This is a genomic window from Corynebacterium suranareeae, from assembly GCF_002355155.1.
Classification (GTDB): domain Bacteria; phylum Actinomycetota; class Actinomycetes; order Mycobacteriales; family Mycobacteriaceae; genus Corynebacterium; species Corynebacterium suranareeae.
In genome coordinates this window covers 1568566-1583116 of the sequence record NZ_AP017369.1, presented here as the reverse complement: position 1 = coordinate 1583116, position 14551 = coordinate 1568566, and the positions used below count along the sequence as shown (strand labels likewise).

Genomic DNA, 14551 nt, shown 5'->3' with positions numbered 1-14551 from the left:
TGATTGCCCCTATGCAGACCAAAAGCCCGTTCACCAACTAGGATGAACGGGAGATCTGACTTTCAAGAGTTATACACGGGCACTAGTCCGTGTCATCACTACTTGCTTTACCCGTATCCAACCAATTTTACTTGGCAGCCTTAGGTGGGAAGATCTCCTCTTGCGACCCACATCAAGAAAACTTGATGTCGGGCGGTAGTGATAAAGACTCTAACACCTTAACCCCCGAAAACACAAAACCGCTGCGTGAAGCGACATTAAAAGCGTAGAAGTATAACAAATTCGCTTCACTAGGATATTCCGGCTGCTTACTCTCTCGCACCAACATAACCTTATGTAATGGACCTGAACCCTTCAGACCGATTAGCTTTACGCAACGCGTTAGAGAAATTGTCGGCATCAGCTAGTGCGATGGCATCAGCGAGCGATGACATCAAAAACCTTGTTGCTCGCTTAGAACCCCAAGAGACTTCGCTTGTCGACGCCACCGCTGCCCCCACATCAGCTCCTCAAAGCCAGGCGGAGCCAGAATTTGGGCCATTAATATATGAGATGTCTTCGGCTACAGGACCATTAACTCTTCACGGTCGAAGTAATCAGATCCCGCGCTTTGCCCGCCACCGCGCGTTAGATCCAGAAAGTGAAGGGTGGCCCCTTGGCGTCGATAAGCAACGCGCGCAAGCGCCTGCGTACCCGCGCCCGGTCCGACCAGCTCGCCCGGCAAAGCCTCCGTTGACCTCGGAGGAAAAAATCATGCGCGGTGTGGCGATCGGTGGTGGCGTCATCACGGTTGCGGGTGTGATTTTACTGGTGTCTGTGGCGATTCAACGCGGTTGGCTTGGTCCGCTGGGTCGAGTGATTGGCGCGTACCTACTGGCGATCCTGCTGATAGGTGCGGCGTATTACGTGCAAAAGCGTGGTACGCGCACTGAAGCGCTCGTTGCGTTGACGGTGACATCGCAGATTGCATTCCTTGCGACAACCAGCGCGGTCATTTTTATTCTCGATTGGTGGCCGGCGGGTATCGGGTCATTTGTGGCGCTGATTGGAAATATTGCCTTCTTAATGGTTGGCAGAATGTGGAGCCTCTCGAAACTGGAAAAGGCGGCTGCTCAGGGCCACGCGGTTTATGTTGGAGCAATTGCTGTTTCCGGCGTTTCGTCGCTCATGTTTGCTGCAACCTACGACTCCTGGTGGCCGATCTTCTCTATCCTCGCAGCGCTTATATTGTCCTACCGGATTTCCACAGACATCATCCGTGGAGGGATTGCGCTTATCGCAGTGATCCTGCAATTTATCCTGGTCAACACCTGGCTTGGCGAACAATGGCCGGCAGCAATCCTCGGCAGCGCAACGGCATTGCTGCTGGTGGCGTTCACGCTGTGGGATCCGCTCAAGATTACAGCCACAAACAAGGAAGACATCGCACTCGAGGAATACTGGCGCAGCTTTGAAACCAACCCTATTTCCACGTGGGTTGGCACGGTTGCTCCAGTAATAATCGTGGTCTTTACTTCAGCGACCTACATTCACTTAGGATGGCAATGGTTCGCACTTATCCCAGCCTGCGGTGTTGCACTCCTTGGAATTCTCGCACTTCACTCAGCTGATAGCGCTGCAGGAGAATCGCAGCGCATCGCTCGTCTGACATCCGTGGTTGGCTTAGCTTTGACTGCTGGAACGTTTGTCCAGCTCTTCTACGGACTTCTTCCCACCAATCCCCTATTTGTCATGGTGTTCTTGATTGCAGGTGCTGGCCTATTTATGTGGCTGCACACGCTTCCGGCAGAACGTCATTTGGGTGTGGTTCCGTGGGTTGCCTGGCTGCTCGCGGCAGTCGCCATGACCGGCGTGTTGTTGCGCAATGTGGTGACAGTTTCCCCATTGTGGCTGACAGATACCTCCGCATTAATCCAAGCACTGCTGATTTTGGTGTTTATTGCCGCAACCGTTTATGTGCGCCGAGGCTTCTATGGACACAAATTGAGGCTCCAAATCTTAGTCGGCCTCACACTGTTGACCTTGTCTGCCATCTCCATCGTGACCATCACAACCTTTATTGGTCACCTGATCGCAGGAAATGCTGGCATGATGCTTGGCTTCCTCATCGGCCACGCCACAGTCTCTATCCTGTGGATGGTTATTGCCGCAGCGTTGATGCTTAACAGGAAGCTTCTCGACGCCCCCGGCGCCCTATGGACCGGCGTCGGCTTGGCTGTTGCGGGCACCATAAAACTAGTGTTCTTTGACTTGGTCGCACTGTCTGGTGTTCCCCGCGCAATCGCATTCTTGCTCTCAGGAATTGCCTTGCTGACAATTGCTGCGATGCGTGGCCGTCGAACTGCAGAAAACAAAAGTTCAACGACCACGGATACGAAAGCAGATACCCCTACAGGAGCTCTTTAAGGAATTGGCCTGTGTAGGAACCTTCAACTTGAGCTACTTGTTCAGGGGTTCCTTCAGCCACTACCGTTCCACCGCCTGAACCGCCTTCTGGCCCCATATCAACGATCCAGTCGGCAGCCTTGATCACATCGAGGTTGTGCTCAATGATGATCACAGAGTTGCCTTTATCCACCAAACCTTGAATCACCATCATCAATTTGCGGATGTCTTCAAAGTGCAAACCTGTGGTGGGCTCATCGAGGATATATACGGTGCGACCATTGGAGCGTTTTTGCAGCTCCGAGGCCAGCTTCACTCGCTGTGCCTCACCGCCAGACAAGGTGGTAGCAGCTTGTCCTAGCCGTACATATCCAAGACCTACATCTACCAAGGTTGCTAGGTAACGGTGGATCGAGGTGATTGGTTCAAAGAATTCTGCAGCCTCAGAAATTGGCATATCCAGAACTTCTGCGATGTTCTTACCCTTGTATTTCACCTCTAGGGTTTCGCGGTTGTATCGCTGCCCATCACAGACCTCACAAGGCACATAGACATCGGGAAGGAAGTTCATTTCGATCTTCAACGTGCCATCACCCTGGCAGGCTTCGCAGCGTCCACCTTTAATATTGAAGGAGAAGCGGCCAGGTTTGTAGCCACGCACCTTCGCCTCGGTGGTTTCTGCAAAGAGGTTTCTGACCTTGTCAAACACACCTGTATAGGTAGCAGGATTTGACCGAGGGGTACGGCCAATTGGAGATTGATCAACCTGCACCAACTTGTCGAGGTGTTCTAGGCCTTCGACTCGTTTGGCTCTGCCCGGTACTTGCCTAGCTCGGTTTAGTTTATTGGCCAACACCTTTGCCAAGATTTGGTTGACCAGTGTGGATTTACCTGATCCAGACACTCCTGTAATACAGCACAGAACTCCCAGAGGAATGTTTACGTCAATGCCTTGAAGATTGTTTTCACGAGCACCAACGACCGTGAGTTGACGATCCTTATCGATCTCACGGCGTTTGTCCGGAACACCCAGGCTGCGACGGCCTGAAAGGTAAGCACCTGTTAGAGAATCCTCGCATTCCAAAATTCCCTTGGGCTCACCTTGGTAGACAACTTCTCCACCAAATTCACCAGCACGAGGTCCAATATCAACCAACCAGTCTGCTCGCCTGATGGTGTCCTCATCATGCTCAACAACAATCAAGGTGTTGCCGATATCGCGGAGGTGTTCAAGGGTGGTAATCAACCGCTGGTTATCGCGCTGATGCAGACCAATTGATGGTTCATCCAAAACGTAGAGAACTCCAGCAAGACCTGAACCAATCTGGGTAGCAAGACGAATGCGCTGTGCTTCACCACCGGACAGCGTTCCGGCGGCACGATCAAGCGTGAGATAAGCAAGGCCGACATCAAGCAAAAACTTCAGACGCGCATGGATTTCTTTCAACACAGCGCCTGCGATCATTTCTTCGCGCTTGCCGAGTGTGAGGTTGTCCAAGAACTCAAAAGCTTCATGCACAGACAGTGCCGTGAGACCTGCGATAGACAAAGCACCGTGGCTGCCTGAATCCAAACGAACTGCCAAGATTTCTGGCTTGAGACGTGCGCCTTTACAGGTTGGGCATGGCACTTCACGGGTATAACCCAGGAGGCGTTCTTTTTGGGTTTCGGAATCTGTTTGTTCCAATTTGCGGTCAAAATAGCCCATGACGCCTTCAAAAGGTGCCGTCCATGAACGAACTCGACCATAACGGTTTTTATACCGCACGCTTACTTGCTCTTTGGAACCGTAAACCAGGGCCTTCTTTTGGGCGGCCGTGAGTTTGCTATATGGCGTCTCCGGATCAAAGCCTAAAGCAGTTGCCAGACCTTCAATGAGCTTTTCAAAGTAGGAATGATTTGGGCTGGAATTCCAAGGTTGGACAGACTTGATGGCGGGAGCATCTGGATCCGGAATAATAAGATCAATATCGACCTCGGTGCGCACACCAAGACCATCACACGCAGGGCATGCACCGTAAGGTGAGTTAAAGGAAAACGCGCGAGGTTCCAATTCATCCACGCTGAGAGCGTGGCCGTTGGGACAACTCATCTTCTCAGAGAATCTGCGAAGCCTATTTGGGTCATCTTCAGCCAACCCGACGAACTCCAGCACCGCTACGCCGTCGGCAAGCCGAAGTGCGGTCTCTAAAGAATCGGTAAGGCGTTGCTTTTGGCTGGCCTTAACTTGAAGCCGGTCCACCACCACGTCAATATCATGCTTGATCTGCTTTTCCAGCTTGGGCGGATCAGACAACTGGTGCACTTCCCCATCCACACGAACACGTGAATAACCCTGGGAAGCTAAATCCGCGAAAAGATCAACAAATTCGCCTTTTCGGGTGCGCACAACTGGGGCGAGGATTTGGAACTTTAATCCTTCCTCCATCTCAAGAATCTGGTCCACCATCTGCTGTGGAGTTTGCCGTTCAACAGGAGCATCGCACACTGGACAATGGGCGGTGCCGGCACGCGCATAGAGCAGTCGAAGGTAGTCATAGACCTCCGTGATGGTGCCCACTGTTGACCGAGGGTTACGGTTGGTGGACTTTTGATCAATCGATACCGCAGGTGAGAGCCCATCAATGAGATCCACATCAGGCTTATCCATCTGCCCCAAGAACATGCGGGCATAACTGGACAGGGACTCTACGTATCGGCGCTGGCCTTCAGCAAAGATAGTGTCAAACGCAAGTGATGATTTACCTGAACCGGATAGACCCGTGAACACCACCATCGAATCACGAGGCAGATCAATATCCACACCTTTTAGGTTGTGTTCACGCGCTCCGCGCACTACGAGGCGATCAGCCAATGCTCAACTGCCCTTCAAAATCGATTAAAGTCACTAAAAATATACCTTCGAACATAGCATCGAACAAGATGTTTCCGCTAGTCTGAACCACATGACTACAGACTTAACTCTTCATCATGTTTCCGTGTCCCAGATGGACAACAATTGCTACCTTTTGGCAGCAAATGGCAAAGGTCTCTTGATTGATGCCGCAGATGACGCACCTGCTCTACTCAAGTTAGCTGAAGATGCTGGCGTAACCATCACCAAGGTTCTCACCACTCACCGCCATGCTGACCATGTTCGTGCCTTGCCTGAGATACTCCACAAAACAGGAGCCACGCATTACGCTCCATTTTTAGAAGTTCCGGCGTTGCCTTCTGCTGTTGATGTCGAGCTACATCATGGTGATTCAATTGAATTTGAAGGCTTTGTATTCCCCATCAGCATTTTACGTGGTCATACCCCTGGCGGCGCAATGCTTACTGCTGAGATTGATGGCAAAACCCACCTTTTTGTAGGCGACAGCCTCTTCCCCGGAGGTCTCGGAAAAACCAGCAGCGAAGGTGATTTTGTTCGCCTTTTTAACGATGTAAAAGAACGCGTCTTTGACACCTACCCCGATGAAAGCATTGTTTGGCCAGGCCACGGCAATGAAACCACTCTCGGCGCAGAACGCCCGCAGCTTGAGGTGTGGTGGGAGCGTCGTTGGTAACTAGCCAGTCGTTGGTAACTAGCCACCACCCCTTTAAGCGCTAAGAAGAAATGCGCCATCTTTTAAGTTTTCTGAAAATTTCCTGCAAAAGATTCGATCCTGCCGACACTCTGGTCATAACCTAGGTACGATCGGATTTTAGAGAAAAAATCTGAAGTTAATCCAGTTGTCACACTAGGCAAACCACTGGACAACAGTATTTTGATTGGAGCATCACCATAATGATCCGCAAACTCGCTCGACCAATGCTTGCATCGGTCTACGTCGCAGATGGCGCAGAAACAGTATTGAATTCCAGCGCACACGTCGAAGGCACACAGGTAGTTCTGGATCGCATCCGTTATGTGCTGCCCCGCAAGTACGCAAAGCGCATTTCCAAAGACCCTGAATTAGTCACCCGTATCATCGGTGGCACCAAGGTTGGCGCTGGTTCATTGCTGGCCATCGGTCGCGCGCCCCGCACCTCTGCTGCAACCCTTGCAGTATTAACCGTGCCTACCATTTTGGCTCGTAATGCGTTCTGGGAAACCCAGGATGCCGAGGAAAAGCGCAACCGCCGTAACGGTTTCCTCACCAATGTTGCCCTTCTTGGTGGTCTATTTATCACTTCTGTGGATACTGAAGGCAAGCCAGGTGTGAAGTGGCGTGCAACCAATGCTGCAAAGCGCGGTAAGAAGCAATTGCAGCAGGCTTTGCCAACCAAGTCTGAGACCGAGAAATTCGGCGAGAAGGCCTCTGATTGGTTTGCTGATACCACCGAAAAGGTCTCCGAGTACGCTCACACCGCGCAGGATTACGTGGAAGACAACAAAGATGACTGGATTAAGTCTGCAACCTCAACTGCTCATAAGGTAGCGGACACCGTCACCGATTACGCACACAAGGCAACCTCCTACCTCGAGGACAACAGCGGTGACTGGCTGGAAGCTGCACAGGCTAACGCAAAGACTGCTCGTAAGTCTGCTGTAAAGGCTGCTGGCAAGGCTCAGGACAAGGCCAACTTTGCGCTCCAGGTTGCTGAAGAAACCACTGGTCGCGCTAATAAGAAGGCCACCAAGCAATACGACAAGCTGCAAAAGCAAGCTGATAAGGCAATCGGTCGTGCTCAAAAGAAACTGAAGAAGATCGACCTGTAAGGTCTCACACTTTTCAGTAATATTCTCCGCCACGCTGCCCCGAATCGCCGGGATGGCGTGGCGGTTTTTTAACTCATTACACCCCTTCATGTGATGTCTGGAATGATTGATAGCTCTTAAGTGTTGTATCTATTTCCACTCAAACACTTTGTTCACTGCACTACATCTGGAAACAGGAGGTCTCCCAGAGTGACCACCATTAGGCAATCTGATTCTGATTCAGATGCCCCAAACGCCCTCACCGCCGCTATAAACCACGAACAGGCTTATGTCGATCTTCTCTTTGGCCGCTTAGATGATGAGGTCACTAGATCCAATCAACGGCTTTCGGAGGTAATGAAAGACGTTGACCCATCAAACCCGGATCCAGAAGCGCTCGTGCGTCGCGAAACCGAATATCACGGGCTGAATGAAAAACTCGATCGTCTTAATTTGGCGCAGCTTGGTTTGGTTTTTGGCCGGATCGATGTCGAATCCGACCCCGAGGATGCAGAAAATCCTGTTGAGGGCAAACCAGGCCTTGATCGCCGATACATCGGTCGCATGGGTCTTGACGTGCGAGAAGACAATTACCGGACCTTGTTGTTGGATTGGCGCTCCCCCATGGCCAGGCCATTTTATTTGGCAACGACGGTAGCGCCAGAGGGTGTACACATTCGGCGTCATATCCGCACGCGCGGCCGAGTAGTCACAGGTGTTGATGATGAAGTTTTATCTGGCGATACCACCGACGTTATTGAGCAAGGCGGTGTTGGCTCTGAATCTGTACTTCACCAAGCTTTAGAGCAAGCGCGTAGTGGCCACATGCGCAATATTGTGGAAACAATTCAACGTGAGCAGGATGAAATCATCCGCGATACCACTCGTGGCGTCATGGTTGTCCAAGGTGGCCCCGGAACTGGCAAAACTGCCGTAGCGCTTCACCGCGTGGCTTACCTGCTCTATACCTGGCGTGATCAGTTGGCTAAGTCTGGTGTGTTGATCATTGGCCCAAACAAGACGTTCTTGGAATACATCTCTCACGTGTTGCCCGAACTTGGTGAAACTGGCGTCGTTTTATCTACCGTCGGTGAGCTATTTCCCGGTGTAGTTCCCACTGGCGTGGAAAATTCACTGACTCGAGAAATCAAAGGCAGTGAAGAGATGGCCAATATTTTGGCCGAGGCCGTCAAGGCATATCAGGTGCTTCCTGAAAAAACTGTTGTAGTCACCGTCGATGGCATTGATATCTCCATTGATGAGAAAACTGTTGCAAGATCGCGCACGCGTGCTCGTCGGGCCAGGCAATCGCACAATTCTGCGCGCCCGATTTTCCGCGAGCATTTGGTTGAACAGCTCGCACACCAAATGGCGGAAACCATTGGTGCGGATCCGCTGGGCGGCAAGAATTTGCTGTCTGCCGCTGACATCGACCAGCTGCATGATGATTTGCTTGACGACGCGGCCCTCCAGTCCATCATCGACGATTTTTGGCCGGAGTTACGCCCGCAGGACGTGCTGCAAGAACTGTTGACGTCGGCAGAGCGGATTGAGGTGGCAGCCCACGGTTATGATGAGGAAACTAAAGCTGCATTGCTGCGTGGTGAGCTAGATCCGTGGGCACCGTCAGATGCTGCACTTTTAGATGAGTTAGCCTTGTTAATTGGGTTGCCTGATCCTGAAGAAGCTCGCGAAAAGGCGGAAGCTCAGTGGCGGGAACAAATTGAAGATGCACAGGAAGTTCTCGATGTTTTAAGTTCCTCCCAATCGTCAGATATTGACGATGTCACAGAAGCTGAAGTTCTTTCTGCATTCGACGTCATCGACGCTGAAACACTTGCCCAGCGCCAAGAAGTTACCGATAATCGCACCACGGCAGAACGAGCTCAGGCTGATCACAAGTGGGCGTACGGTCACGTTATTGTCGATGAAGCACAAGAACTTAGCCCGATGGAGTGGCGCATGGTGTTTCGGCGTAGCCCCTCCCGGTGGATGACGTTGGTAGGCGATATTGCTCAAACTGGTTCGCCTGCAGGCGTTGACGATTGGGCAGAATCGCTGTGGCCTTTCGTCGAAAAGCGTTTTAGGCACCACGAGCTAACCGTTAATTACCGCACCCCCGCTGAGATCATGACGGTGGCCAATGAGTTGTTGGATCAGATTAATCCAGACATCGCACCTGCGACGGCCATTCGGGAATCAGGGCGTGAGGTAGTTCGATTACCGATCGATACTGATGTACCTGCTGTGATCGAGAAATTGCGCGCGGAGGATGCAGAGCGAACTATCGCTGTCATATCCTCACACGCGCACCACAGTGAAGATTTCTACCTTGTGGATGACATCAAGGGGTTAGAGTTTGACCACGTCATCGTGGTTGATCCTGCTGGGATTGTTGAAGAATCTCCTCAAGGACTGCAGGACCTCTACGTTGCGGTAACCCGTGCAACGCAGAGTCTGACAATTATTGGAGATTAACTTAGAGCCTCGACGACAGAGGTGGTTGGGCGACCGATCAGATCCTGCAAATCGGTGCTTTCTGAGTAAAGTGCACCCTGGGCGATGATCGGATCCATGCCCGCCAGAATTGCTGCGAACTCAGCTGGTACGCCACCTTGTTCGAGAGCCTGCTGGTATTCTTCAACGGAGAGGTTGACGTACTCCACTGGCTTACCAATGACTTCTCCGATTCCATCACCGATTTCTGGGTAAGTAAGAGCTGGTCTACCTGCTAGCTCATACACCTTACCCGCTTGATTCTCACTGGTGATCACCACTGCAGCTGCTTCTGCGAAGTCCTTGCGTGCAGCACCAGAGACCTTTGCTCCGGCGGCAGCACCAAAGAACTTTCCGGTAGCTTTCGCTGCATCAATTGACGTTGCATAGTTTTCCCAGTACCAACCATTGCGCAGCAGTGCATGGTCAATACCGCTTTCTGCCAGCAGCTTTTCTGTTGCAGCATGCTCTGGAGCAAGCGCCAATTCAGAAGTTTCCAAGTTGAGCAAGCTGGTGTAGGCAATCAACTTCACGCCAGCTGCCTTAGCTGCATTGATCACATTGGTGTGCTGAGCAACACGCTGGCCGACCTCACTGCCCGAAATAAACACCAGTCGTTCCACACCATCCAGAGCGGAAGTCAGAGCTGCTTCATCTTCAAAAGTTGCGACACCAAGGTTAATGCCACGTGCCTTGAGGTCTGCCGCCTTTTCTTCATTTCGGACAACTGCGACGATATCCGAGGCTGCAACGCCCTTTTCTACAAGGCTATCAATGACAAGTCCACCCAATACGCCGGTTGCTCCGGTTACTGCAATACGCATTTTCTACTCCACTCGTGTGTGTTACGGTACGCACTTCAAGATAGCACTAACTAAAAATAAGTGCAATACTTTCGTTAGAGCTCTTTTGGAGATAGGATTAGCACATGTCTATTTCCCCAACAGAGCAGCTAGCAAACGTCTTTTCTTCCATGTGTTCCTCACGTGGCGCATTGCAGCATGTCACTGGCAGATGGGGATCGCTGACCATGGTGGCATTAATAACAAGCGACTCCCCCATGCGTTTTGCAGAGATTCGTCGCAAAGTTGAAGGCATCAGTGACCGCATGCTGTCACAAACATTGGTCCAATTAGAACGTGACGGCATGGTCACCCGAACCATCTACAGCGCCATCCCACCTCATGTCGAGTATTCCTTAACACCCCTTGGAAAAAAGCTGGCAAAGCCGCTAATGCAGTTGGTCAGCATTGTGGAATCCGAATTGGAACAGGTCCTTAAAGCCCAAGAGGAATTTGATAAGCAACACGAAAATCAATGAGGCCCGTGTGAGATTTGAAAACTGATGGTCACATTTAACGCTCCATTTGTATGGGCAAGTAACTCAAAACCTTTTAAACGCACTGCTGGGAAGGTAAGACTTTTGAAGTCGTGGGTCAAAATTTAACCCGAGGAATGACCACCCGAATTGGGTCTAATTAGTGCTGAAATAACTGTATGCCTCGTGTGGTTTTAGGTGTTCGCGCACTAGGTGGCACAAGACCAAACCAGGAGACCCAGAAATCACGTTTTCGAAGATTGCGGGTCTGCTGGTTTGGTATATCGCTGTCAATACCAAACACACAGACCCAACATTTGAGTTTTTATAGATTCTGGGTCGCCTGGTTTGGTCACTCTTAAATTTAAGCCCTTACCTTGAAAAGGTCATACCTCCCCAGAAGCGCTTTTAACGGGTTTTCAAGGTCAAGCACATATCAAAGCTCATCCAAAAAAACTCAAGGCTTTAAACATGCGATAAACGCTTACGCGTATTTTTATGGCAACTATTTTCCGGATCCTAGTGGATTTGTGTTGGTCAGGTCCAGCACACCTCACCAGTCTCATCCCCGAACCCGCCGTCAACGTAATCCACCATAAAAAATAACGCCGGTACCTTCCTCAACTGGGAGGAAGGTACCGGCGTTAACTTTGGGGAGATCTTAGCTCACGGTGTGAACAATCATCACGTCGCAATCAGATTGGCGTGCAACATCTGCAGGTACAGATCCGAGCAGACGGCCAGTCAGGGAGTTGATGCCACGGTTACCAACGACAAGAAGGTCAGCCTGGTTATCATTAACGATTGCCATTAATGCCTCAACAGGGGTACCGGGACGAACTTCGGTCTCGATGTTTTTCGCACCAACCGCACGAGCTTTTTCTGATGCCTTGTCGAGGTTTTCACGAGCAGGATCATCGCCCAGGATGGTTACGGAGTCCTGGCGCAGAGTCTTAGAAGCTTCTTCTTTGCTTTCGTAGTATGCGCATCCGATGATCAAAGTGGCGTCGAAAGCTGCGGCAATGCGCGCTGCTCGTTCAACCGCTAGGAGGGATGATTTAGATCCATCAGTGCCGACGACAATCTTGCTGTAATTCTCGCTCATGTGACCTTCCCAAATACTTATGGCAGAGGCTAAAAATCTCAGTCTCTGGATGTCTGTAATTAGTGTTCTAGTCTAACAAAATAGTTGGAGCTTAAGTGCCAAATTCGGGGCTTTAAGTGAGCAACCAAACTTAGATGCCGGCGTCCTTGATACCTCTCAATTCTTTCTTTAGCTCGAAGATTTCATCACGTAGTCGCCCAGCCAGTTCGAACTTGAGCTCGCGTGCGGCCGCAGCCATTTGGGCGCTGAGGTCGTCGATAAGCTTTTGTACTTCTTTGGCAGGCATGCTGGAGACGTCTGGTTTGGCCACGACTGCGGCATCACCTGAGGCGGAGGGGCCAGACGGTTCGGCGGAGTTGTCATAAACCTGGTCGAGGATATCGGCGATTTTCTTTCGAAGCGGCTGTGGGTCGATGCCGTGTTCTTTGTTGTAGGCAACTTGCTTTTCACGGCGTCGATCGGTTTCTTCGATGGCGTATTGCATGGAGTCGGTGATCTTGTCGGCGTACATGATCACCTCGCCGGACACATTTCGGGCGGCACGGCCAATGGTCTGGATCAGTGAGGTGGTGGAGCGTAGGAAGCCTTCCTTATCGGCATCCAAGATTGCTACGAGGGAAACTTCGGGCAGGTCAAGTCCCTCACGCAGCAGGTTGATACCCACCAGCACATCATATTCACCTAGGCGAAGCTGACGCAGTAATTCCACGCGCTGCAATGTATCAATATCAGAGTGCAGGTAGCGCACGCGGATGCCGTTTTCCAGTAAGTAATCGGTAAGATCCTCAGCCATTTTCTTGGTCAGCGTGGTGACCAAAACGCGTTCATCTTTGTCGGTGCGTTGGCGGATTTCGTGGATTAGGTCATCGATCTGCCCCTTGGTTGGCTTCACAGTGACCTTTGGATCAACAAGTCCGGTTGGGCGAATGACCTGTTCGACGAACTCGCCGTCGGCAGCAGCCATCTCAAATTTTCCTGGGGTTGCAGACATAAATACTGTTTGACCACGACGATCGTCAAACTCTTCCCAGGTTAACGGCCTATTATCCAGTGCAGAAGGCAAGCGGAAACCAAATTCCACCAGGTTGCGTTTACGTGACATATCGCCTTCAAACATGCCGCCGATCTGCGGGACAGTTACGTGAGACTCATCAATGATGGTGAGGAAATCCTCTGGGAAATAGTCAATGAGCGTGGCCGGCGCTGTCCCCTCTCCACGTCCATCAATGTGGCGGGAATAGTTCTCAATGCCTGAACAAAATCCAACCTGTTCGATCATTTCCAAGTCATATTCGGTACGCATCCGAAGGCGCTGTGCTTCCAACAACTTTCCGCGGTTTTCCAGGTCAGCCAGACGAACTTCCAGCTCCGCCTTAATATCCGCAACAGCCTTTTCCATCCGTTCTGGACCTGCAACATAGTGCGTAGCTGGGAAAATACGGATCTCATTTACCTGCCTGATGGTGTCACCAGTTAAAGGGTGAATGTAGTACAGAGCATCAATTTCATCACCGAAAAACTCAATGCGTACTGCTAATTCCTCATATGCCGGGATGATATCCACGGTGTCCCCTTTTACGCGGAAAGCACCACGAGTAAAGCCCACATCATTGCGTTCATACTGAATATCTACCAGCAGGCGCAAGAAACGATCCCGATCAATCTCCTCGCCCACATTCAACACAACGGAACGATCAAGATAAGACTGCGGAGTACCCAGACCATAAATACACGACACCGAGCTCACCACCACGACGTCTCGCCTACTCAACAAAGACGACGTTGCTGAGTGACGCAGGCGCTCCACATCCTCATTAATAGAGGAGTCCTTTTCAATATAAGTATCAGTCTGCGCGATATACGCTTCTGGCTGGTAGTAATCGTAATAAGACACGAAATACTCCACCGCGTTATTGGGCAACAATTGCCGTAACTCATTAGCCAACTGCGCAGCCAACGTCTTATTCGGAGCCATAACCAAAGTGGGACGCTGCTGCTTTTCGATCAACCACGCCGCCGTCGCGGACTTACCCGTACCGGTAGCACCCAACAGCACCACATCCCGCTCACCACGGTCTAAGCGCTCATCGAGCTCTTTAATAGCCGCAGGCTGGTCACCCGCAGGCTCAAATTCACTAATAACCTCAAATTTGTCATCGCTTCGCTCGATCTCACCAACCGGGCGGTGCTCAGAGTGGGACAGGACAGGATGTTCAGCAGCAAAAGCCATGCCTCCAAGGATACGCCACAGGGTGGACACGTTGCGGCTCGCAGTAAATCACTGCGCAAGCAAACGCTTATCGACGGTTGATCCCTTTGGTTCACACATAGCGTTGTGGCAAATTCCTAGAATTCGCATCGAATACCCTAATGATTCCATACGAATTAAGAAGCCCGAACCATTGGCACACGATTCAGCCTGCCGAATGTTATCTGGCAGCTGATGCGACAGTAATCTACTGCGTGGTACACACCACTTGAAGGGGAGAATAAACCGCAACCGCTGAGATCTCTGGTTGTTATCTCTTCATAGACCAGAGAGGTTTGTATTGAGAAAAGTACAAAGCCCTATATTCAGTTCGCA

At 51.1% G+C, this 14551-nt stretch carries 9 protein-coding genes; 5 read left to right on the top strand and 4 right to left on the bottom strand.

The annotated features are described in order from the left end of the window. Nucleotides 1-339: 339 nt before the first annotated feature. Entirely contained in the window at nucleotides 340-2406 is a 2067-nt protein-coding gene (locus N24_RS07455; protein WP_096455701.1) for a DUF2339 domain-containing protein, read from the top strand. On the opposite strand, the gene uvrA is transcribed toward N24_RS07455, so the two are convergent. Then, complete coding sequence (gene uvrA / locus N24_RS07450) at nucleotides 2390-5239, bottom strand: excinuclease ABC subunit UvrA (protein ID WP_096455699.1); 2850 nt, start codon at nucleotides 5237-5239, stop codon at nucleotides 2390-2392. The genes N24_RS07455 and uvrA overlap by 17 nt on opposite strands. A 91-nt stretch (nucleotides 5240-5330) precedes the next feature. On the opposite strand from uvrA, the gene N24_RS07445 reads away from it, so the two are divergent. From N24_RS07445 to N24_RS07435, 3 genes are all read left to right on the top strand, one after another. Next, the gene (locus N24_RS07445) at nucleotides 5331-5933 is read left to right on the top strand and encodes an MBL fold metallo-hydrolase (protein WP_096455697.1); all 603 of its coding nucleotides are present in this window, start codon (nucleotides 5331-5333) and stop codon (nucleotides 5931-5933) included. 221 nt (nucleotides 5934-6154) lie between these two features. Next, nucleotides 6155-7069, top strand: coding sequence for a DoxX family protein (locus tag N24_RS07440; RefSeq protein ID WP_096455695.1), 915 nt, complete (start codon nucleotides 6155-6157; stop codon nucleotides 7067-7069). A gap of 189 nt (nucleotides 7070-7258) precedes the next feature. After that, entirely contained in the window at nucleotides 7259-9526 is a 2268-nt protein-coding gene (locus tag N24_RS07435) for a HelD family protein (RefSeq protein WP_096455693.1), read from the top strand. On the opposite strand, the gene N24_RS07430 is transcribed toward N24_RS07435, so the two are convergent. After that, entirely contained in the window at nucleotides 9523-10368 is an 846-nt protein-coding gene (locus N24_RS07430; protein ID WP_096455691.1) for an SDR family oxidoreductase, read from the bottom strand. The genes N24_RS07435 and N24_RS07430 overlap by 4 nt on opposite strands. A 104-nt stretch (nucleotides 10369-10472) precedes the next feature. Here N24_RS07430 and N24_RS07425 point away from each other — a divergent pair, with 104 nt between their 5' ends. Beyond that, complete coding sequence (locus tag N24_RS07425; protein WP_096455689.1) at nucleotides 10473-10865, top strand: winged helix-turn-helix transcriptional regulator; 393 nt, start codon at nucleotides 10473-10475, stop codon at nucleotides 10863-10865. A 658-nt stretch (nucleotides 10866-11523) separates the two neighbouring features. On the opposite strand, the gene N24_RS07420 is transcribed toward N24_RS07425, so the two are convergent. Both N24_RS07420 and uvrB read right to left on the bottom strand, forming a co-directional pair. Next, entirely contained in the window at nucleotides 11524-11967 is a 444-nt protein-coding gene (locus N24_RS07420) for a universal stress protein (RefSeq protein ID WP_096455687.1), read from the bottom strand. Nucleotides 11968-12097: 130 nt separating this feature from the next. Next, nucleotides 12098-14197: an excinuclease ABC subunit UvrB gene (gene uvrB / locus N24_RS07415; protein WP_096455685.1), complete on the bottom strand. Its 2100-nt coding sequence runs from the start codon at nucleotides 14195-14197 to the stop codon at nucleotides 12098-12100. Nucleotides 14198-14551: the final 354 nt, after the last annotated feature.

Bases quoted from the DNA above. Each gene is read 5' to 3' on its own strand.
- N24_RS07425 (WP_096455689.1), top strand. From the start codon at position 10,473: ATGTCTATTTCCCCAACAGAGCAGCTAGCAAACGTCTTTTCTTCCATG.
- N24_RS07430 (WP_096455691.1), bottom strand. From the start codon at position 10,368: ATGCGTATTGCAGTAACCGGAGCAACCGGCGTATTGGGTGGACTTGTC.
- N24_RS07420 (WP_096455687.1), bottom strand. From the start codon at position 11,967: ATGAGCGAGAATTACAGCAAGATTGTCGTCGGCACTGATGGATCTAAA.
- N24_RS07455 (WP_096455701.1), top strand. From the start codon at position 340: ATGGACCTGAACCCTTCAGACCGATTAGCTTTACGCAACGCGTTAGAG.
- N24_RS07445 (WP_096455697.1), top strand. From the start codon at position 5,331: ATGACTACAGACTTAACTCTTCATCATGTTTCCGTGTCCCAGATGGAC.
- N24_RS07440 (WP_096455695.1), top strand. From the start codon at position 6,155: ATGATCCGCAAACTCGCTCGACCAATGCTTGCATCGGTCTACGTCGCA.
- uvrB (WP_096455685.1), bottom strand. From the start codon at position 14,197: ATGGCTTTTGCTGCTGAACATCCTGTCCTGTCCCACTCTGAGCACCGC.